This window comes from Halomonas sp. hl-4, from assembly GCF_900215475.1.
In the GTDB taxonomy this organism is placed as follows: Bacteria; Pseudomonadota; Gammaproteobacteria; order Pseudomonadales; family Halomonadaceae; genus Vreelandella.
This window is the reverse complement of sequence record NZ_LT907845.1, coordinates 168,437-189,094: the sequence shown is the minus strand read 5'-3', so window position 1 is coordinate 189,094 and position 20,658 is coordinate 168,437. Positions and strand designations below refer to the sequence as shown.

Below are 20,658 nucleotides of genomic sequence, written 5' to 3'. Positions count from 1 at the left end.
AAGTTAACAAGAATTGCTATTCAACAACTCACCATCGACAACAACAAACACCGAGGAATCACCATGAAAAAGACACTGCTGACAACGGCCATCGCGCTCGCCAGCGCTGCTGGGGGCATTAGCCAAGCCCAAGCGGCTGAACTGACCATTTCATGCGGAGCCGTAGGTGCCGAACTTGAGCTTTGCGAGCAAGGCGTTGAAGCCTGGGAAGAGAAAACCGGCCATGAGGTCGACGTGGTATCGACGCCCAACTCGTCTACCGAACGACTCTCGCTTTATCAGCAGATACTGTCCGCTAACTCTAGCGACATCGACGTTATGCAAATTGACGTTGTCTGGCCGGGACTGCTTGCCAACCACCTGCTCGATTTGAGTGAGGTGCTTGGCGATGACGCGGCCGATGGCCATTTCGACACCATCGTGACCAACAACACCATCGATGATCGGCTGGTCGCGATGCCGTGGTTTACCGACGCGGGCGTGCTCTACTATCGCGAAGATCTGCTTGAAAAACATGGCTTTGACGTGCCCACCACCTGGCAGGAGTTGACCGAGACTGCCCGTGAGATCAAACAGGCCGAGCGCGATGACGGCAACGACCGCATGCAGGGCTATGTATTCCAAGGCCGTGCCTACGAAGGGTTGACGGTGAATGCCCTTGAGTGGGTTGCCAGCCACGGTGGCGGCAACATTGTTGAGGAAGACGGTGAGGTGAGCATCAATAACGAACAAGCCGCGCAAGCGCTTGATCTGGCCGCTTCATGGATCGGCGATATTTCACCCGACGGCGTCTTGAACTACACCGAAGAAGAAGCCCGTGGGGTGTTCCAGGGAGGCAATGCGGTGTTCATGCGTAACTGGCCCTATGCCTGGGCGCTGGCGCAGAGTGATGATAGCGACGTCCGCGATAAGGTCGGTGTCACCCAATTACCGGCGGGCGGCGAAGACGGCGAAAGTGCTGCAGGGCTTGGCGGCTGGAACCTCGCGGTATCCCGCTACACCGAAAACCCCGAGCTTGCCGCTGACCTGGTGGCCTTCCTGACCGGAGAAGAAGAGCAGAAACGCCGTGCCATCGAAGCCTCTTACAACCCGACCATTGACGCGCTCTATCAGGATGACGAGGTTCTCGAAGCCGTGCCCTTCTTCGGCACCCTTTACGACACTTTCACCAACGCAGTAGCACGCCCCTCAGCGCCAACTGGCGACGCCTACGGCCGGGTCAGCAACGCGTTCTTCAGTGCTTCCCACGATGTGCTGTCGGGCACCAAGGACGGCGCACAGGCCGTTGAAGACCTGGAAAACGAACTCGTGCGTTTGAAGCGTCGTAACTGGTAACGCTGGAGAGCTTCATGACGACTTCTTCCCACCAAAGCGCGCCCGAAGGGGCGCGTTCGGTCACGTTAACGGCGCGGCGCCCACGCGGTACCAAGGTGCGCCGCCAGCGTGTTAAAGCGGCTTGGCTGTTTTTAACCCCCATGTTGGTCGCACTGACGTTAGTGGCTGGCTGGCCGTTATTTCGTACCTTCTTTCTAAGTTTTACCGATGCATCGCTCACTAATCTTAGTGCAGCCAACCTGATCGGCATCGAGAACTATTTGGTCTATGAAGATGGCCGTTGGTTTGGCGTGCTTGCCGACCCCGTATGGTGGCGCTCTGTCTGGAACACGGTCTACTTCTCGGTGGTATCGGTATCGCTTGAAGTGATTTTCGGCGTTATCGTCGCGCTGATTCTCAACGCCGAGTTTAAAGGCCGCACCATCGTGCGCGCCGCGGTGCTGATTCCATGGGCCATTCCGACCATTGTCTCGGCGCAAATGTGGGCATGGATGCTCAACGACCAGTTCGGCATCATCAACCACATGCTGATGGGCATTGGCGTGATCGACGACCCCATCGCCTGGACCGCCAGCGCCACCTACTCCATGTGGGCGGTGATCATGGTCGACGTCTGGAAAACCATTCCCTTCGTCGCCCTGCTGGTGCTCGCCGCTCTACAGATGCTGCCCAAGGATTGCTATGAGGCCGCCGAGGTGGACGGCATTCATCCGGTGCGGGTGTTTTTCAAGGTGACGCTCCCGCTAATCACACCCGCGCTGATGGTAGCGGTGATTTTCCGCCTACTCGATGCCCTGCGGGTGTTCGATGTCATCTACGTGCTGACCTCCAACTCCACCAGCACCATGTCCATGTCGGTATATGCACGCCAGCAACTGGTGGAATTCCAGGACGTTGGCTATGGCAGTGCAGCGTCTACCCTGCTGTTCCTGATTATCGCCCTGGCGACCGTTGCCTACCTGTATGTCGGCCGCAAGCAACTGCAACTGGGAGGTGATTCATGACCACACGTCAGCTGGGCAAAATTGCCAAGCGGGTTGGTTTTTGGGCGCTAGTCGCGCTGATCATGGTCTACGCCGTCTTTCCGTTTTATTACGCGGTGATCACCTCGTTCAAGCCGTCAAGCGACCTGTTCCGTATTGAGCTTTGGCCCTCTACCTGGGACGTAAGCAATTACGTGCAAATACTGACCGAGGCCAGCTTTTTACGCGCCATCCTTAACTCGATTGTCGTGTCGATCAGCGTGGTATTTATCGCTCTGCTGCTGGGCATTACGGCCTCTTACGCGCTGGGGCGGGTGCGCTTTCGCGGTCGCTCAACGGTGCTGCTGATCATTCTTGGCGTGTCGATGTTTCCCCAGGTAGCAGTGCTCTCGGGGCTGTTTGAGGTAATCCGCACGCTGAATTTATACAACAACCCCGCCGCGTTGATCCTGAGCTACACCATCTTCACGCTGCCCTTCACGGTATGGGTGCTCACTACCTTTATGAAGCAGTTGCCGATGGAGCTTGAGGAAGCCGCGATCATGGACGGCGCAACGCCGTGGATCACCATTACCAAGGTGTTTCTACCACTGATGTGGCCTGCCATGGCAACCACCGGGCTGCTGGCGTTTATTGCCGCCTGGAACGAGTTTTTGTTCGCGCTCACCTTCACCCTCAGCGACACCCAGCGCACGGTGCCGGTGGCGATTGCGCTGCTGTCCGGCGGCAGCGCCCACGAGTTGCCCTGGGGGCCCATCATGGCGGCCTCTGTGGTGGTCACCGTGCCCCTAGTGGTGCTGGTGATTATCTTCCAGCGGCGCATCGTTTCGGGGCTTACCGCCGGCGCAGTCAAAGGCTAAGGACTTTTCATGTTATCTACGGACTCACTCATGCAAGACACGCAAGACACAAACGCCTGGTGGCGCGGCGGCGTTATCTATCAGATTTACCCGCGTAGCTTTATGGATAGCCGCGGCGACGGCATTGGCGATTTGCGTGGCATCACCGAAAAGCTCGACTATGTCGCCTCATTGGGCGTCGACGGTATCTGGCTGTCGCCGTTTTTCACCTCGCCCATGCTCGATTTTGGGTACGACATCAGCAACTACTGCGATGTTGATCCGATGTTCGGCACCCTGGACGACTTCAAGACGCTGCTCGCCCGCGCCCACCAGCTGGGTCTGAAGGTGATGATCGACCAGGTCATCAGCCATACCTCGGACCAGCACCCCTGGTTTCAGGAAAGTCGCCAGGATCGCACCAACCCGAAAGCCGACTGGTTCGTCTGGGCCGACCCCAAGCCCGACGGCACGCCGCCCAACAACTGGCTGTCGATCTTTGGCGGCCCGGCGTGGACCTTTGATTCTCGCCGTCAGCAGTACTACATGCACAACTTTCTGACCAGCCAGCCGGATATCAACTTTCATCACCCGGACGCCCGCCAGGCGCAGCTCGACAATATGCGCTTCTGGCTCGACCTGGGCGTCGACGGCTTCCGTCTGGATACCGTCAACTTCTACTTTCACGACGCTAAGCTGCGCGATAATCCGCCGGTGCCCAAAGGGGAAGCCAAGACCTTGGGCGCGCCTGACAGCAATCCCTATACCTGGCAGCGCCACGTCTACGACCTCAGCCGTCCGGAAAATCTCGACTTTCTCAAAGACCTGCGCGCGCTGATGGACGAATACCCCGGCACCACCACAGTGGGCGAAATCGGCGATGACAACCCGCTGGAACGCATGGCCGAGTACACCGCCGGGGGCGACAAGCTGCATATGGCCTACACCTTTGACCTGCTCAACAAGCCGCATTCCGCCCAGTATCTGCGCGAAGTGATCGAGCGCTTCCAGCGGCTGGCCGGCGATGCCTGGCCGTGCTGGGCCACGTCGAATCACGATGTGGTGCGCAGCGCCACGCGCTGGGGTGCTGATGAGGACCCGGAGGCCTACCCGAAAGTCGCCCTGGCGATGCTCTTTTCACTGCGCGGCAGCGTCTGCCTGTACCAGGGGGAAGAGCTAGGACTGCCCGAGGCCGAGGTGCCTTTTGAGCGCATTCAGGACCCCTACGGCAAAGTACTATGGCCCGAGTTCAAGGGACGCGACGGCTGCCGCACGCCGATGCCCTGGGATGACTCGGCCCAGGCGGGCTTCTCAAGCATTGAGCCCTGGCTGCCGGTTGCTCCGCGCCACCGCGAGCTTGCCGTCAGCCAGCAACAGGACGATCCCATGTCAACGCTCAATGCCACACGTCGGCTATTGGCGTTTCGACGCGATCACGCCGCGCTGCTTGATGGTGATTTGACATTGGTTAACGTGGGCGACGACCTACTGGGCTTCACCCGCCAACGTGGCGACGACACCCTGCTGTGTGTCTTTAACCTGACCGACCAAGCGCACCATATCGCGCTACCTGTGCCGGTAACGGCCGACCTTGATGGTCACGGTTTTAACTATCAGCGTGACGGCGACCAGCTGACGCTACCCGCGTACCAGGCGGCCTTTATGCGCATCGCCCAGACAACACCGCTTTAACACAACAACAGGCCAACCCACGGCAATAGGGCCTTGAGGTTGGCAAGGAGTCATCCATGGCAAGTGTTACACTTGAAAAAATCAACAAAGTGTTTGGCCGCGACCACATTATCGTCGATGTTGACTTAGAGGTGGGCGATGGAGAGTTCGTCGTTTTCGTCGGTCCGTCGGGCTGCGGTAAATCCACCCTGCTTCGCCTGATTGCGGGTCTTGAGTCGATCACCGATGGCGATTTGCGCATCGGCGACACCGTGGTCAACGACTTACCGCCACGTGAACGCGGTGTGGGGATGGTATTCCAGTCCTACGCGCTCTACCCGCATATGACCGTGTACGACAATATGGCATTTGGTTTGAAGCTTGCCAAAGAGACGGATGAAACGGTTAACGAGCGTGTGATGAGCACCGCCAAAATTCTTCAGTTGGAAGAGCTGCTACATCGCAAGCCCAAGGCGCTTTCCGGTGGCCAGCGCCAGCGGGTGGCCATGGGGCGCGCCATGGCACGTGAGCCGCGCATACTGCTGTTTGATGAGCCGCTTTCCAACCTGGACGCCTCGCTACGCGTGCAAATGCGCAACGAAATCGCCCGCCTGCATAATCGCTTGGGCTCCACCATGATCTACGTGACCCACGATCAGGTGGAAGCCATGACGCTCGCGGACAAGATCGTGGTGCTCAACGGTGGCCGCGTCGAGCAGGTCGGCAGCCCCCACCAGCTTTACCAGCGCCCTGCCACCAAGTTTGTCGCTGGCTTTATGGGCTCGCCGACGATGAACTTTATGCCCGCTCAACTGCAGGGCAGCGATGCCCAGGGTTGCCGGGTAAACGCAGCAGGCATAGGAGAGCTTGCTTTGCCACAGGAAGCCCAAGGACTACCGTCAAGTGCCGCATTAACGCTTGGCGTACGTCCGGAACATCTTCGTCTGGCAGAGCCGTCTGGCGACAACCGCTTCGAGATCGTCAATGTGGAATATTTGGGCAACGAGGTATATGTTTACCTCGACCCCAAAGAGGGCGATACGCTACTAATTCATCGCAGCGAAGCCCCGAGCCAATGGGTGGAAGGCCAGCACGTGGCACTCGTGCCCGACACCCATCACGTACACTTGTTCGACGAAAGCGGGGCAGCGCTGAACTTGCCTGACCACAGGAATGCAGCTTAAGCGACGAGCCTTAACCATCGGCCACTTACTGGCACTCGTGGGCCGCGACTTGCGCTTTAAGGACTTGTCGGGGTCCCGCGAGGGTCGGTATTCTTGCGAGAGAGCCAAATAATTAGCCTGCATAGGAATCACCGTGACATTATCACGCCGAATGACGCTCAAGGACCTTGCCCGTGAACTCGGCGTCTCGACTGCCACCATTTCCAACGCCTTCAACCGGCCAGATCAACTGTCGCCTACGCTTCGCGAGCGCATCTTAAGCGAAGCCTCACGCTTGGGCTACAGCGGCCCGGATGCCAAAGCGCGCAGCCTGCGCACCGGGCGCTCACGGATTGTCGCCGTGGTGTTGGCGGAAAGCCTCACCTACAGTCTGAATGATGCAGTGGCCAGCGAATTTCTGTCCGGCGTCGCCGAAGTACTCGACGCTCATGGTCATACATTGTTGCTGCTGCCAGGACGCGGGCATGATTCTCAACCGGCGGGCTCGGCCAACATCGCCGACGGCTTTATCGTCTATGGCTTGATGCCCAACAATCAGCTATTGCAGCGGCTGCCTGCCCAGCGCCCGCTCGTCTCGGTGGATTTTGACATTGAGGGCTGCCCCACCGTCCATATCGACGATACCGAGGCCAGCTATCACATCGCCTGCCATGCCCTGAAGCAGCTGCCAAAGCGCCCAGCGATTATTAACCTGCGCTTGACCAAAGAACCCTGCAACGGGCGCGTTACGCCCGAGCACACCCTACTGCCCAATACCAGCACGATCAGCCGCGCCCGTCTGGAAGGTTTCCATGCCGCACTCAGCGAGCACGGCGTCGACACACAGCAGGTGCCGCTATGGAACATTGAGGAGAATACGTTCGACGTGTGTCGCCCGGTATTGGTAGAACTATTCGACCAACCCGAACACCTGCGACCAGACTTGCTGCTTTGCATGTCGGACCGTATAGCCCTGACCGCCGTGACACTTGCTGAACAGCGCGGCATACGCGTGCCTGAGGATTTGCGAATTACCGGCTTTGACGGCATTGCAGAGGGCCAATACCGTGCCCCTCGATTAACCACTGTTCGCCAGGATAGCGTGGGCAAAGGCCGGGTAGCCGCGCAGATGATTCTTGGCCTGCTGCCCGCCGAGCAGCAGCTGCTGAAAACAGAGCTGCTGCTCGGCGATACCTGCCCTTGAGGGAGGGTATTACTTGGCGGACGCTGCCTGCATCGCCTCGGCAGTATCCAGCATACGGTTGGAGAAACCCCACTCGTTGTCATACCAGGCCATAACTTTCACCAGGCGGCCATTAACACGGGTGTGATTGGCATCGAAGGTGGACGAGTGAGCATCGTGGTTAAAATCGATGGACACCAAGGGCTGGGCATTAACTGCCAATATCGGTGAGTTGGCAGCGGCTTTCTCGACGATCTCGTTGATCTCTTCCTTGGTGGTATCGCGCCCAGCGTTAAACGTTAGATCCACCAGCGAGACGTTGATGACCGGGACCCGCACCGCCAGCCCGTCAAACTTACCGGCCAACTCGGGGAGCACCAGCCCAACCGCAGCCGCCGCACCGGTTTTGGTTGGAATCATCGAGTGCGTTGCACTGCGCGCCCGGTAGGGGTCGGAGTGGTAAACATCCGACAAATTCTGGTCGTTGGTGTAAGCATGCACAGTGGTCATCAGACCGTTTTCAATACCCACTGCATCGTTCAATGCTTTTGCCACCGGCGCCAGGCAGTTGGTGGTGCAGGAGGCATTGGACACCACGGTATGTTCAGCGGTCAGCACATCGTCGTTAACACCATACACAATCGTCGCATCGGCATCCGGGCTAGGCGCTGAAATCAGCACCCGCTTTGCGCCCGCCGCAATATGCTGGGCTGCCGCTTCGCGCTTAGTGAACAGGCCGGTGCACTCCATCACAATGTCGATGTTCATCGACGCCCAGGGCAGCCGGGAAGGATCGCGCTCCGAAGAGATGGCAATGCGGTCACCGTCGACTTTAATACTCTCGGCATCATGCTCTACCGCAAACGGAAAGTGGCCGTGAACGGTGTCATGGCGAAGCAGATGGGAGTTCAGCGATGGGTCGCCAAGGTCGTTAATCGCCACTACCTGCAGGCGATCGCGGTAACCGTTTTCGTACAGGGCGCGAAGTACGTTGCGGCCAATGCGACCAAAGCCGTTAATAGCTACTCTTATTGTCATGGAAGCACCTCACCTTTGCAGAGAACTGTTGGTAGCGAACGTTTGCAAAACATCTACGCCCGCATCAATAAAATTACTAAAAATACGTACTTAAGCGTCTTATTGGGACTAATGGCGTGTTTTAAGTCTTCAAAAAGGCTGTCAATCAAGCAATATGTAGTAAAATTACTATATAAACGCTATCGTAGTCCACAACTTAATTGCCCGCAATTTCAACGCCCAACGAGGCGCTAACAATAACCATGGCCGACCCAGGAGAATGTGCAATGACGAGCCAGACCCTCTCGCTCCCTTTACGCCGCACTAAGATTGTGGCCACGTTAGGCCCCGCCAGCGACCGCCCCGGCGTGCTGGAGGCAATGCTTAAAGCGGGCGTCGACGTCGTTCGGCTGAATTTTTCCCATGGCGCTGCCGATGACCATCGACGCCGCCTACAAGACGTACGCGAGATCGCTCAGCGACTGGGCCGCAGCGTCGCGGCATTGGGTGACCTCCAGGGACCCAAGATTCGCATTTCGCGCTTCCAGGATGGGGCTATCCATCTCACTCAAGGCCAGCCGTTTATCCTCGACATGGCGATGGATGCCAACCAAGGCAACCAGGAACGGGTCGGCTGTGACTATAAATCGTTGATTGACGACGTCACCGTCGACGACCGCTTACTGCTCGACGATGGCCGCGTGGTGCTGGATGTCACCCAAGTGGTAGACCAGGAGGTACATACCCGGGTTCACGTGGGTGGCAAGCTGTCCAACAACAAAGGCATCAACAAGCAAGGCGGCGGCCTATCAGCCCCAGCGCTGACCGAAAAGGACAAGGCCGACCTGATCACCGCCGTGGACATCGGCGTGGACTACCTGGCGGTTTCCTTCCCGCGTAGCGCTGCCGACATGCAAGAGGCACGTACACTGCTGGGCGATGCTGGCAAAGAGATCGGCCTGGTCGCCAAACTCGAGCGCGCGGAAGCCGTGGCCGACGACGCGACCCTGGATGGCATCATCCAGGCCTCGGAAGCAGTCATGGTAGCCCGCGGCGACCTGGGCGTTGAGATTGGCGACGAAGCGCTGATTGGCACCCAAAAACGTATCATCAAGCACGCCCGCACGCTGAATCGCGCGGTGATTACCGCCACCCAGATGATGGAATCGATGATCGAGTCGCCGCTACCCACCCGCGCCGAGGTATTTGATGTAGCCAATGCGGTGCTGGATGCTACCGATGCGGTGATGCTCTCAGCCGAAACCGCCGCGGGGGATTATCCGGTCGAAACCATTGAAGCCATGAATCGCGTGTGCCTGGGTGCTGAGCGGGAACGCATTGCACAGGAATCGGGACATCGCATCCACGAAGGCTTTGAGCGCGTTGATGAAACCATCGCGCTATCTGCGATGTACGCGGCCAACCATCTTGAGGGTGTAAGCGTGATTGCCTGCATGACCGCTACGGGCTACACCCCGCTGATTGCTTCGCGGATTCGCTCCAAACTACCCATTGTCGGCCTAGCCCATAGCCCTATCGCGCAACGCCGTATGGCACTGTATCGGGGCGTAGTGTCAATTCCATTTGATACCACCCATATGCAGGCAGAAGAGGTCAACGGCGAGGCGCTGAAGCTGCTAAAGGCCCACGGCTTGGCGGAGCCCGGCGAGCATGTCATTCTCACCCGGGGCGACCACATGAACGCCCATGGCGGTACCAATACCATGAAGGTGTTAGCCGTTGCGGCCGAGTAAACACCCTCATGCCGTGATAATGACCATGCCTTGGAGAGCCATGCCATGAATGATGCGCGACCACCTCGTCAGGCACTTCGTACGCTTCAGGCCCGCAAGCGAATTGCGTTAATCGCCCACGATGGCAAGAAAACCGAAATGCTCGAGTGGGCGACGCGCTGGAAGGACACGTTGAGCCAGCACGAACTGCTTGGCACCGGCACCACAGCGAATCGCTTGCGCAGCGAGCTGGGGCTGCCGGTGGAAGGCTTGATGAGCGGCCCGCTTGGCGGCGACCAGCAAATTGGCGCGCGTATCGCCGAGCAGGCACTCGACGTGTTGATTTTTTTCTGGGACCCGTTTGCCCCCCAGCCCCACGACCCAGATGTCAAAGCGCTACTGCGCCTCGCCGCACTATGGAACGTACCGGTAGCGTGCAATGCAGCCAGCGCCGACTTTGTGCTTTCCTCGCCCTACCTTGGCGAACGCTACGAGATGTCGATTCCCGACGCCAACGCCTGGGCCGAAGCACGCACCGTTTAATTTGCCTGGCTCGAACGTGGCGTTAAACAATCATTTGCGCACCGGCATGGCGGGTGCGCAAATGCCGTGCGACTTCCTGTTGACCACATACGTACTCACCCTCCGTGGCAGCCAAGGCACAGCGCAAGGTTAATTCGGCGATGCGGTCATAATCCTGCAGAGCCGAATTGATCGGCTGAGGTAAAAAGTCCAGCAGACGGTGGTCGCCGAACGTTGCCAGCCTCAAGCCATCGGGTAGGCCTCCACGCTCCAGAAACACGTCAAACACGCCTTCCAACAGCGTATAGGACGCCGTTACCATCGCATCCGCCCCACCTTCTTCATCCAGCAACTTGACTGCCAACCGCGCGCCTTCGCTGCGTTCGTAATGCGTACCACTCAAATACAGCGGCGTGATCGACGTGCCCGCAAGCGCTTGCTGAAACCCGGCCCGACGCTCACGGCTGATAGACAAATCGGGCATCGCCTCGAGCCAAGCCACCCGCTGAGTAGCGGGATGAATCACCGACTGGGTCAACGTTAACGCCGCTTGTCGATCGTTGCTGACCACGCTGGCGAAGAGCGCAGGGTCCAGCCCCCGGTCCATCCCCACCACACGCCAGCCTTCTTTTACCAAATCCGCGTAAAAAGGGTCGTCGCTTGCTAAGCAACTCGCCGTGATAAGCACTTCACAGCGCTGGGCGCGCAGCGCCAGCGCCAAGCCCCGCTCGCTCTCCGGGCAATCGTCGGAACTCACGATGAGCAGCTGATAGCCGCGCTCACGAGCGCCCCGCTCTATGCGTTTGGCGAGCCGGGCGTAGCTGATGTTTTCCAGGTCAGGGACGATCAGCCCAAGCAACCGGCTCGCACCCCGGCGCAGCGCGGCAGCCTGGGGGTCGATGTGATAACGGTGCTGGCGAACTACCGCCATGACTTTTTCAATGGTTGCTTCGCTTATGCGGCGTTTTTCAGCCTGGCCATTAATCACATAGCTGGCGGTGGTGCGTGATACTCCGGCAAGCCGGGCAATATCGGCAAGTGTCATGCAATTCCCCCTCTGATTAACGCCAGTTTAACAGCCAGCAGACACCTATCAGACCAAAGTCTAGGCGCAGAGCCCTTGTGTCCTAAAGTGAATCGATTCAGCATAGCAACTATACAGAGATGACACGATTCATCCAGCTCACTTCGGTGCGCTACGACCATCGTTCTACAGGAGACACCTATGCTGACGCTTGGCTCTGATGACATCTTGCTCGACTGCCACGCAGACGACTGGCAAGCGGCACTGGACGGCGCTGCCGACGCGCTGGTGAAGGCAGGCTTCGTCGAGCCCGGCTACCGCGACGGCCTCCACGCCCGGGAAGCGCAATCATCGACGTTTTTGGGCAATGCTATTGCTATTCCCCACGGCACGCCGGAAAGCCGCCAGCACGTCAAGCAAACCGGGGTTCGTGTTTTACAGTTTCCTGACGGTGTGAAATGGCACGATGGCCAGCAGGTGCATGTGCTGGTCACCATTGCCGCGCAAAACGACGAACACCTCGACATTTTACGCCAACTGACCCATGTGCTCGACCGCGAAGGCGTTGCTGAACAGTTGGCAACGGCGGCATCCGCCGCCGACGTTGCCCGCTTGCTCTCTAAGCCGGCCGTGATGCCTCGCCTGGATAACGACACGCTGTGCGTTAGCTTCCCCGCCAAAGACCTCCAGGAATTAACCCTGGCCGCCGCCGCGCGACTGCGCCAAAGCGGCTGCGTGGATAATGCCTTCATAACCGCTATTGCGTCTGCTGAACCCACCTGGCTGGGTAACGGCCTGTGGCTGGCAAGTCACCCTCACGGTGTCGTCCAGCCCGCTCTTGGCGTCGCCACACCGTCTGATGCATCGCTCAAACATCGCGACCACCCCGTTCACGCCTTGTTCTGCCTGGCGGCCAGCGGCGAGAACCACCTCCCGCTGCTTGAACAATTGCTGCCGCTGCTGGCACGAAACGAAAGCGAGAGCCTGGTGAACAACACCAGCGCGCAGTGGCTGGCCACCTTGGCGGGTGAAACCGCCAGCACGCAAACCCAACGCGCTCGGGTATTGAACCCTCACGGCCTGCACGCCCGCCCGGTCAAGCAGCTGGTACAAATCGCCCGTGCTCAGGGTATTCCGATCAACGTCCGCCTTGAGGAAGGCAGCGCCACGCCGGTTTCTGCCGCCAGCCTGACCAAGGTGATTGGTTTGGGCGCACGGCGCGGCCAATGGCTGATATTTTCCGCCGAGGGCGAGCAGGCAAGCCAGGCACTCGCCGCCGTCAGCGAGGCCGTTGAGTCTGGCCTGGGCGAAAAGGTTGCCCCGTTTGACGGCGGGCGTGAGAGCATCTCAGCGGCCAACAGCACTGCCAAAGCAACCGTTGAGCCATTGGCCAATGATACGCCGCATACCGGCGTGGCCGCCTCTCCAGGGCTAGCCATTGCCCCGGTATTTGTCATTCGCCCGCCGATCTTTAAGTACCCGCAGCACGCCGATGACCCTGAACGAGAAGTTGCTCGCTTGCGCGAGGCGCTGAAAGAAGGCGCCGCCCAGTTGGAAGCGCTGGTACATAATGCACCGGGCGGTGAAGTCGCCGATATTCTTTCCATGCACGAAGAAATGCTCGACGACCCGGAGCTACTCCAGGCTGCCATCGACGCCATCCGCGACGGGGCGTCTGCGGAAGCCGGCTGGTGGGAAGCTATCGACACGGCCGCCCACGCCCAGGAAATGCTCGCCGACCGGCTACTGGCCGAACGCGCCGCCGACTTGCGCGACGTTGGTCGCCGGGTGCTGGGCGTGCTTTGCGATGTCAAACTGCCGACGCCTCCCGACCATCCGTATATTTTGGTGATGGACGATATCGGCCCATCCGACGTCGCGCGGCTGGACACTACTCGGGTACACGGCCTGCTTACCGTTCGTGGCGGCGCCACCGCACATAGCGCAATTTTGGCCCGTGCGCTGGGCATCCCGGCGGTGGTGGGTGCCGGTGAAGCGGTCATGGCCCTACCTGACGGCGGCATGCTGATTCTTGACGGCGAACGCGGCCGGGTCACCTACCAACCTTCGGAAGACCGCCTGCAACGCGCCGAGCAGCAGTTGCTTGACCAGCAGCAACGTGAGGCCGACGCCTGGGAAAGCCGCTTTGCAACCGCCCAGACCCGCGATGGTCATCGGGTTGAAGTGGCGGCCAACCTGGGCAACACCGCCCACGCCGAAGATGCCGTTGAGCGCGGCGCCGAGGGCGTTGGCCTGCTGCGCACCGAGTTTCTGTTTATGGCGCACGCCAGCGCGCCGGATCTGGCGACCCAAATTGCCGAGTACCGCCAAGCAGTGGATGCGCTGGATGGCCGCCCGCTGGTGGCGCGCACGCTGGATGTCGGTGGCGACAAACCGTTGCCCTACTGGCCGGTGCCTCAGGAAGACAACCCCTTCCTCGGCCTGCGCGGCATCCGCCTGGCGCTGACCCAGCCACAAGTGCTGGAAACGCAGCTACGCGCCTTGCTGATGGCCAGTGCCCATCAGCCACTGCGTATCATGCTACCGATGGTCAAAGACATCGCCGAATTCCGCGCCGCCAAGGCGATTTATGACCGGCTACTGAGTGAAATTTCGCCGTCTCAGCGCGCCACCGACGTGCAGCTCGGCGTGATGATCGAAGTGCCTTCCAGTGCCCTGCTGGCTCCGTCGCTTGCCGCCGAAGTGGACTTTTTCTCGGTGGGCACCAACGATTTAACCCAGTACACCCTGGCCATCGACCGCGGCCACCCGGAGCTATCCGCCCAGGCTGACGGCCTACATCCCGCAGTGCTGCGCTTGATTCAGATGACCGTCGATGCGGCCCACGCCCAGGGAAAATGGGTGGGCGTATGTGGCGAGCTGGCCTCCGACGCCATGGCAGTACCGGTGCTGGTCGGCCTGGGCGTAGACGAGCTTTCCGTCAGCGCCCGGCAGATCCCGCTGGTCAAGGCGCGACTGCGCGAGTTTGACCTGGCGGATGCCCAAGCCCGCGCTCAGTTGGCCCTGGCTCAAGCCACCAGCGATGACGTGCGCGACGCGCTGGAGGCTTACTGATGGCCCGCGTGCTATGTATTACCCTCAATCCGGCGCTGGACCTGGCATTCAGCCTTGACCAGCTCACTTTAGGCGCGGTAAACCGCCCCCATCACGCACAGCTTGAAGCCGCGGGTAAAGGCGTCAACGTCGCACGGGTACTGGCGAGGTTAGGCCACGAGGTCACCGTCAGCGGCTTTCTCGGCGCCGATAATGACGCACCTTTCGCGCTGGCCTTTCAGCATTCCGCGCTGCGTGACGATTTTGTGCGCGTAGCGGGTGAAACGCGCATCAATGCCAAGCTGGCCGAACACAGCGGCCGCGTCACTGACATCAACGGCCCGGGCATGCCGGTCACTCAAGACGATCTAGAGCGCTTAACGGTGCGGCTGGATACGCAACTACACAGCACCACGCCGCCACACGCGGTTGTGGTGGCCGGCAGCTTACCGCCGGGGCTCAATCTGGATGACTTTCGCACCCTCCTCCAACACCTGAAGGCCAGCGGCGTGCCGCTGTGGGTGGATACCAGCGGCGAGGCGCTTAACGCCGCTATTGAGGCAAAGCCCACTGCCGTCAAACCCAATGAGCTTGAACTTGCCGAGTGGGCAGGCGCAGCGCTTGACACAAGTCCCGCGCTCACCCAGGCGGCGCGCCGCCTACATCAAAGCGGCGTGGAACACGCGCTGGTCTCTGCAGGTGTCGATGGCGTGCTGTGGGTTAACGCCCAGGGCAGTTGGCATTCAACCCCGCCGACCGTCACTGCTGTCAACACCGTGTGCGCCGGTGACACCTTCGTCGCGGCCATGCTCCACGGCCTGCTTAGCGGCCACGACCCCGAGCACACCCTTCGTTTCGCCACGGCGTTGTCAGCCGAGGCCGTTCGCCATGTGGGCGTGGGCAATCCCCAAGCCCCAGACTTCGATTCACTCCAACAACAGACCCGGGTACGGCGTCTTGACGACACCATCACCGAGGGAGCTACGCTATGAACCTGATCCTGATTACCGCCTGCCCCAGCGGCATGGCGACCACCTTCCTCGCGGCCAAGCGGCTGGAACAGGCAGCCGAGCGAATGGGCTGGCATGTTCACGTGGAAATGCACGGCGAACTCGCGCCGCTAGAAGCCGCCACCGCCGAGCAGATTGCCAACGCCGACTTGATTGTCGTCGCAGCCGAGCATGTTCCCGCGCCCGAGCGTTTTGAAGGTAAGCGCCTGTATCGAGCGCCGATTGCCGAGGCGCTCGCCGATCCCAGCACCTTCTTGACCACGGCAAAACGTGATGCGCCGCTTTATCAGACGCCCGCTAGTGGGCCCACTGCCAGCACCGCTGTGCCAGCGGCCACTGGAGGCCAAAAGATTGTTGCCGTGACGGCCTGCCCGACGGGCGTTGCGCATACTTTTATGGCTGCCGAAGCGCTGGCCGAAGCGGGCAAGGCCATGGGCCACGCCATTCGCGTGGAAACCCAGGGCTCCGTCGGCGCGCAGGACCAACTGACCGAACAGGAAATTGCCGACGCCGATGTGGTGGTACTCGCCTGCGATATCGACGTTGATCCCAGCCGCTTTGCGGGCAAACGCATTTATCGCACGTCTACCGGTAATGCACTGAAAAAACCGCGTCCGACCCTGGAAGCCGCCCTTACCTACGCAAGCGTTGAAGACAGCAACCAGCCCAGCACTGGCGGTGAAGGCAAAAGTGCCAAGGAAAAAGGCGTTTACAAGCACCTACTAACCGGCGTCTCGTTTATGCTACCGATGGTCGTGGCTGGTGGCTTATTGATCGCGCTATCGTTTGTATTTGGCATTAACGCCGCCGAGGAGGAAGGCTCGCTGCCTGCTGCGCTAATGGAAATTGGTGGTGGCACCGCCTTCGCGTTGATGATTCCTGTGCTCGCAGGTTATATCGCTTACTCGATTGCCGACCGCCCCGGTATCGCGCCGGGGATGATTGGCGGCATGTTGGCCTCTAGCATTGGTTCCGGCTTTATCGGCGGCATTCTGGCGGGCTTTTTAGCAGGTTACGTAGCCTTGGCCGTTATTCGCTACGTCAAGCTACCTTCGAGTATCGAATCGCTTAAGCCGATTCTGATTATTCCGCTAATCGCCAGCTTGGTCACCGGCCTGGTGATGATCTATATCGTCGGCGAACCTGTTGCAGGCATCCTCAACGCGCTGACCAGCTTTCTCGAGACCATGGGTTCCACCAACGCCGTGCTGCTGGGCGTTCTGCTAGGCGCGATGATGTGTTTCGACCTGGGTGGCCCGGTCAATAAAGCCGCCTATACCTTTGGCGTAGGCCTGCTGGCATCCGAGACTTACGGCCCTATGGCCGCGATTATGGCCGCGGGCATGGTGCCTGCTATCGGCATGGGGATTGCCAGCTTCGTGGCACGCCACAAGTTCTCGGCGCCCGAGCGAGAAGCGGGCAAGGCGTCATTTGTGCTGGGCATGTGCTTTATCAGCGAGGGGGCAATTCCGTTTGCAGCCAAAGACCCACTACGCGTGATTCCCGCCTGTATTCTGGGCGGTGCGGTTACCGGTGCGCTTTCCATGCTGGTAGGCGCTAAACTGATGGCACCGCATGGCGGCATTTTTGTCCTGCTGATTCCCAACGCCATCACGCCGGTTATTCTCTACCTGGGTGCCATTGTGATCGGCTCGCTGATTACCGGACTGGGCTACGCCATGATAAAACGCGGCGCCGCACAGGTGGCGGTTGCCAGCTAAGCGGATGTCAGGCGGGCCATTGCCCGCCTTTTCATTGGCGTATTATTGGTTTTATTACCTTGTGCCATGCTTTTATCCGCGTAAGGTTGCCACAGCGTGGGTTTTATGTAGTATTTTTACATACATAACCTCAAGGCAACTCGCCGACCTACAACAACGGACCTCTCTATGTTCCAGCTAACCCGCAGTGTGACGTGGCAGGCACTTGAACGCCTGCGCGACAAAACCGCTAACGACCGCATTCGTGACTATTTCACCAATGACCCGCAGCGCTTTGACAAAATGAGCCTGCGGGTGGGCGGTCTTTTCCTCGACTACTCCAAGCATCATGTCTCCGATGAAGTGCTGGCCAAGCTGATTGAGTTAGCCGACCACTCCGCGCTTGTACAGCGGCGCGCGCAGATGTTCTCCGGCGATATCATCAACGTCACCGAAGACCGTCCGGTCTTGCACACCGCACTGCGCCACCTGGGCGACGAACCGGTGTTTGTCGACGGCAAGGACGTCATGCCGGAAATCACCCGCACCCGCGAGCAGATCAAGCTGTTTTCCGAGGCGGTGCGCAGCGGCGAGTGGAAAGGCTACAGCGGCAAACGCATCAAAGACGTGGTCAACATCGGCATTGGCGGCTCCGATCTTGGCCCCAATATGGCGGTTCGCGCGCTGCTCAAATACCGCCACCCGGAGTTGCACTTCCACTTTGTTTCCAACGTGGATGGCACCCATATCCAAAAGGTGCTATCCCGGCTCGACCCGGCCACCACGCTGTTTATCGTCTCAACCAAAACCTTCTCTACTCAGGAAACGCTGCTCAACGCCAAAACGGCGCGGCGCTGGTTCCTGGAAAACGCCGGTGACGATGCCGACGTAGGCGCGCACTTTATCGCCGCCTCTACCAACCGCAAGGCGGCGATGGAGTTCGGCATCCGCGAAGAGAACGTATTCGAATTCTGGGCCTGGGTCGGCGGGCGCTACTCCATGTGGTCGTCGATCGGCCTGCCCATCGCCCTTTCCATCGGCTTTGAAGGGTTTATCGAGCTGCTGGAAGGCGCGCATGAGATGGACAATCACTTCATTGAAGCGCCCTTCTCAGAGAACATGCCGGTGCTGATGGCGCTGATCGGCATCTGGTACATCAATTTCATCGGCGCTGAAACCCAGGCGGTGGTGCCTTACGACCAGGCCCTGCACCAGTTACCCTCATTCCTGCAGCAGTTGGATATGGAATCCAACGGCAAGTCGGTGGATATCTTCGGCCACCCGGTGAACTACAAAACCGGCCCGATTGTGTGGGGCCAAACCGGCTCCAACGGTCAGCACGCCTTCTTCCAGCTACTGCACCAGGGCACCCGCTATGTGCCCATCGACTTTATCGCCTCGCTCAAGCCCGAGCCGGGCGTGGAAGACCATCATTTCGCTCTGCTGACCAACATGCTCGCCCAGGCCAACGCCTTTATGGAAGGTAGTCAGGGCGATAGTAAAGAACTCAGCCAGCACGACCCCTACAGTTGCCCCGGCAATCGCCCTTCCAGCACCCTACTGCTGGATGAGCTAACGCCGAAAAACCTGGGAGCGTTGATCGCGCTATACGAGCACAAAGTGTTCGTGCAAGGGGTGATCTGGAACATCAACTCCTTCGATCAATGGGGCGTGCAGCTTGGCAAGCGTATCGCCGGCGAAATCAGCGAGCGCATTGACACCAACGCCGCCGATTTCGACGCCTCCACCCAGGGCCTGCTGGAACTGGTACGTGCCCACTTCCCCGATGGCGGCAGCGACGAGAAGGAGAGCGTCCAAGCCGCTGCCGATAAGAAACCTGCCAAGAAGAAGCGCTAGGCTAGTCTGGTAAACGGGAGAAAAACGAACGCCTTGGCTTGAGAAAACCAAGGCGTTTATTCCTGCCCCTAGCCCCTATATACGGTCAGCTACATAACATCAACGAACTAGAAAGTTAAAAAGGTGGTTAAGCATCATATTTCCACCTCCTCCGGAATCAACGCCAGCAGATCGGTGACGCCAACATCCACACCGGCTTGGGAGAGCAGCGTTGTTGTCTGCCCGCGGTGATGGGTTTGGTGATTGAAGAAGTGAACGACCAGGCTTGAGTAGCGCCGTTTTGATGCCACTCCTTTTGTGTTGTGATAACTCAGCGTGGTACTCAACTCGTCGTCTGTCAGCGCCGCTACCCAGTTAATAATCACGGTATCGAGCCATTGGCGATGCGCTTTCAACCCCTCCAAGCCATCAAAGAGAGTCTGATCAAGACGAGCTGGCGTAGGTAGTGCCCCCATTACCTCAAGCGTTCTTTCGGAAGAGGAGGCGTGTGTTGCAAACCGCTTGAGCCAAATCGTGTCGGCTACCGCGATGTGGTTTAGTGTGCCAAAAATCGAGCCGAAGAACGCGCCACGCTCTTCCGTCAGTTCAGAGTCGCTCAGCGTACCGGCGGCATCATAGAGTTTAGCGTTCATCCACTGGTTATAAGTGGCTAACTGCTCGAAGTGTTGTTGAAGTGTCATGAGTTAAGACCTTTCCTTATCAAAAGCAGCATCCATTTAGAACGTTTGAATATGGGCGAAGAACAGCATTACCGCCCGCCTGCCACATCAATAAATGATCCCGTGACATAAGAGGCTTCGTCCGAGAGCAACCAAGCGATGGTATTAGCCACTTCTTCGGCGCTACCGCCACGCTGCATAGGAATCTGGGGAGCTAAACGGTCAACCCGCCCTGGTTCTCCACCATCGGCATGCATATCAGTGTAGATAAAACCGGGACGAACGGCGTTAACCCGAATCCCAGAGCCAGCAACTTCGCGAGACAACCCCTTTGTTAGGGTGTCCATGGCACCTTTCGATGCAGCGTAGTCAACATATTCAAAGGGCGAGCCTGTTTGCGAGGCAAGCGACGAGACATTGACGATTGCACTACCCTGTTGAAAACGTCTCACGGCTTCTCTCGAACACAGAAAACAGCTGACCACGTTGCTATTCAGCACTTGGTTAAAGCGCGCAAGGTCGATATCCGCCAGCTTGGATTGAGTAAACAGTATGCCTGCATTGTTGACCAAGTGAGTGACACTGCCAAAGCGCTCTTCTGCTGCATCAAACAGACGGATGACGTCAGCCTCTTTGCTGACATCCGCTTGACAGGCAAAGGCTTGGCCACCATCACGGACAACAGAATCCACCACGCTATCCGCTCGTTCTCTGTTAGCAAGATAGTTAACACACACCGCATAGCCTTGGGCACCAAGCAACATTGACGTTGCGGCCCCAATACCCCGGCTTCCTCCTGTCACAATGACTACTTTTGACATAGCGCCTCCTCGCTGACTCTTTGGTCACAAACCCACCTAGCACATTAAACCCACCATAGTTCTTTGGGTAGCGTCCTTTTAGCCTGC

General features: G+C 58.9%; 16 protein-coding genes. 12 read left to right on the top strand and 4 right to left on the bottom strand.

Features of this window, described 5'->3' with window-relative positions:
• The first annotated feature begins 63 nt into the window (after positions 1-63).
• The 6 genes from CPH17_RS01010 (at position 64) to CPH17_RS00985 (ending at position 7,195) form a co-directional block, all read left to right on the top strand.
• Complete coding sequence (locus CPH17_RS01010) at positions 64-1,335, top strand: ABC transporter substrate-binding protein (protein WP_096297873.1); 1,272 nt, start codon at positions 64-66, stop codon at positions 1,333-1,335.
• A 14-nt stretch (positions 1,336-1,349) separates the two neighbouring features.
• Positions 1,350-2,339, top strand: coding sequence for a carbohydrate ABC transporter permease (locus CPH17_RS01005; RefSeq protein WP_096297871.1), 990 nt, complete (start codon positions 1,350-1,352; stop codon positions 2,337-2,339).
• Positions 2,336-3,178: a carbohydrate ABC transporter permease gene (locus CPH17_RS01000; protein ID WP_096297869.1), complete on the top strand. Its 843-nt coding sequence runs from the start codon at positions 2,336-2,338 to the stop codon at positions 3,176-3,178. The genes CPH17_RS01005 and CPH17_RS01000 overlap by 4 nt, the downstream gene beginning before the upstream one ends.
• 30 nt (positions 3,179-3,208) lie before the next feature.
• Positions 3,209-4,849, top strand: a complete 1,641-nt coding sequence (locus tag CPH17_RS00995) for an alpha-glucosidase family protein (protein ID WP_096300870.1) — start codon at positions 3,209-3,211, stop codon at positions 4,847-4,849.
• A gap of 56 nt (positions 4,850-4,905) precedes the next feature.
• Positions 4,906-6,012: an ABC transporter ATP-binding protein gene (locus CPH17_RS00990; RefSeq protein WP_096297867.1), complete on the top strand. Its 1,107-nt coding sequence runs from the start codon at positions 4,906-4,908 to the stop codon at positions 6,010-6,012.
• Positions 6,013-6,145: 133 nt separating this feature from the next.
• On the top strand, positions 6,146-7,195 hold the full coding sequence (locus tag CPH17_RS00985) for a LacI family DNA-binding transcriptional regulator (RefSeq protein WP_231898057.1): 1,050 nt from the start codon (positions 6,146-6,148) through the stop codon (positions 7,193-7,195).
• 9 nt (positions 7,196-7,204) lie between these two features.
• On the opposite strand, the gene gap is transcribed toward CPH17_RS00985, so the two are convergent.
• Positions 7,205-8,212, bottom strand: a complete 1,008-nt coding sequence (gene gap / locus CPH17_RS00980) for a type I glyceraldehyde-3-phosphate dehydrogenase (protein ID WP_074396015.1) — start codon at positions 8,210-8,212, stop codon at positions 7,205-7,207.
• A gap of 266 nt (positions 8,213-8,478) precedes the next feature.
• Between gap and pyk the strand changes: the two genes are divergently transcribed.
• Complete coding sequence (gene pyk / locus CPH17_RS00975; RefSeq protein WP_074396014.1) at positions 8,479-9,945, top strand: pyruvate kinase; 1,467 nt, start codon at positions 8,479-8,481, stop codon at positions 9,943-9,945.
• A 45-nt stretch (positions 9,946-9,990) separates the two neighbouring features.
• A complete protein-coding gene (locus tag CPH17_RS00970) occupies positions 9,991-10,467 on the top strand; it encodes a methylglyoxal synthase (protein WP_074396013.1) in 477 nt (158 codons plus the stop codon).
• Positions 10,468-10,489: 22 nt separating this feature from the next.
• On the opposite strand, the gene cra is transcribed toward CPH17_RS00970, so the two are convergent.
• On the bottom strand, positions 10,490-11,491 hold the full coding sequence (cra, locus tag CPH17_RS00965) for a catabolite repressor/activator (protein WP_074396012.1): 1,002 nt from the start codon (positions 11,489-11,491) through the stop codon (positions 10,490-10,492).
• A gap of 180 nt (positions 11,492-11,671) precedes the next feature.
• Between cra and ptsP the strand changes: the two genes are divergently transcribed.
• The 4 genes from ptsP to pgi all read left to right on the top strand — a co-directional run bounded on the left by ptsP (position 11,672) and on the right by pgi (position 19,091).
• Positions 11,672-14,545, top strand: a complete 2,874-nt coding sequence (gene ptsP / locus CPH17_RS00960) for a phosphoenolpyruvate--protein phosphotransferase (protein ID WP_074396011.1) — start codon at positions 11,672-11,674, stop codon at positions 14,543-14,545.
• Positions 14,545-15,516 (top strand): 1-phosphofructokinase, encoded by a 972-nt coding sequence (gene pfkB, locus CPH17_RS00955; protein ID WP_074396010.1) that lies wholly within the window; start codon positions 14,545-14,547, stop codon positions 15,514-15,516. Before ptsP ends, pfkB begins: the two co-directional genes overlap by 1 nt.
• Positions 15,513-17,255: a PTS fructose-like transporter subunit IIB gene (locus tag CPH17_RS00950; protein ID WP_074396009.1), complete on the top strand. Its 1,743-nt coding sequence runs from the start codon at positions 15,513-15,515 to the stop codon at positions 17,253-17,255. The genes pfkB and CPH17_RS00950 overlap by 4 nt, the downstream gene beginning before the upstream one ends.
• Positions 17,256-17,423: 168 nt before the next feature.
• Positions 17,424-19,091 (top strand): glucose-6-phosphate isomerase, encoded by a 1,668-nt coding sequence (pgi, locus tag CPH17_RS00945; protein ID WP_074396008.1) that lies wholly within the window; start codon positions 17,424-17,426, stop codon positions 19,089-19,091.
• A 134-nt stretch (positions 19,092-19,225) separates the two neighbouring features.
• Here the strand turns inward: pgi and CPH17_RS00940 are convergent, their stop codons facing one another.
• Both CPH17_RS00940 and CPH17_RS00935 read right to left on the bottom strand, forming a co-directional pair.
• Positions 19,226-19,771, bottom strand: a complete 546-nt coding sequence (locus tag CPH17_RS00940; RefSeq protein ID WP_074396007.1) for a DinB family protein — start codon at positions 19,769-19,771, stop codon at positions 19,226-19,228.
• Positions 19,772-19,839: 68 nt separating this feature from the next.
• Positions 19,840-20,571: an SDR family oxidoreductase gene (locus CPH17_RS00935; protein ID WP_074396006.1), complete on the bottom strand. Its 732-nt coding sequence runs from the start codon at positions 20,569-20,571 to the stop codon at positions 19,840-19,842.
• Positions 20,572-20,658: the final 87 nt, after the last annotated feature.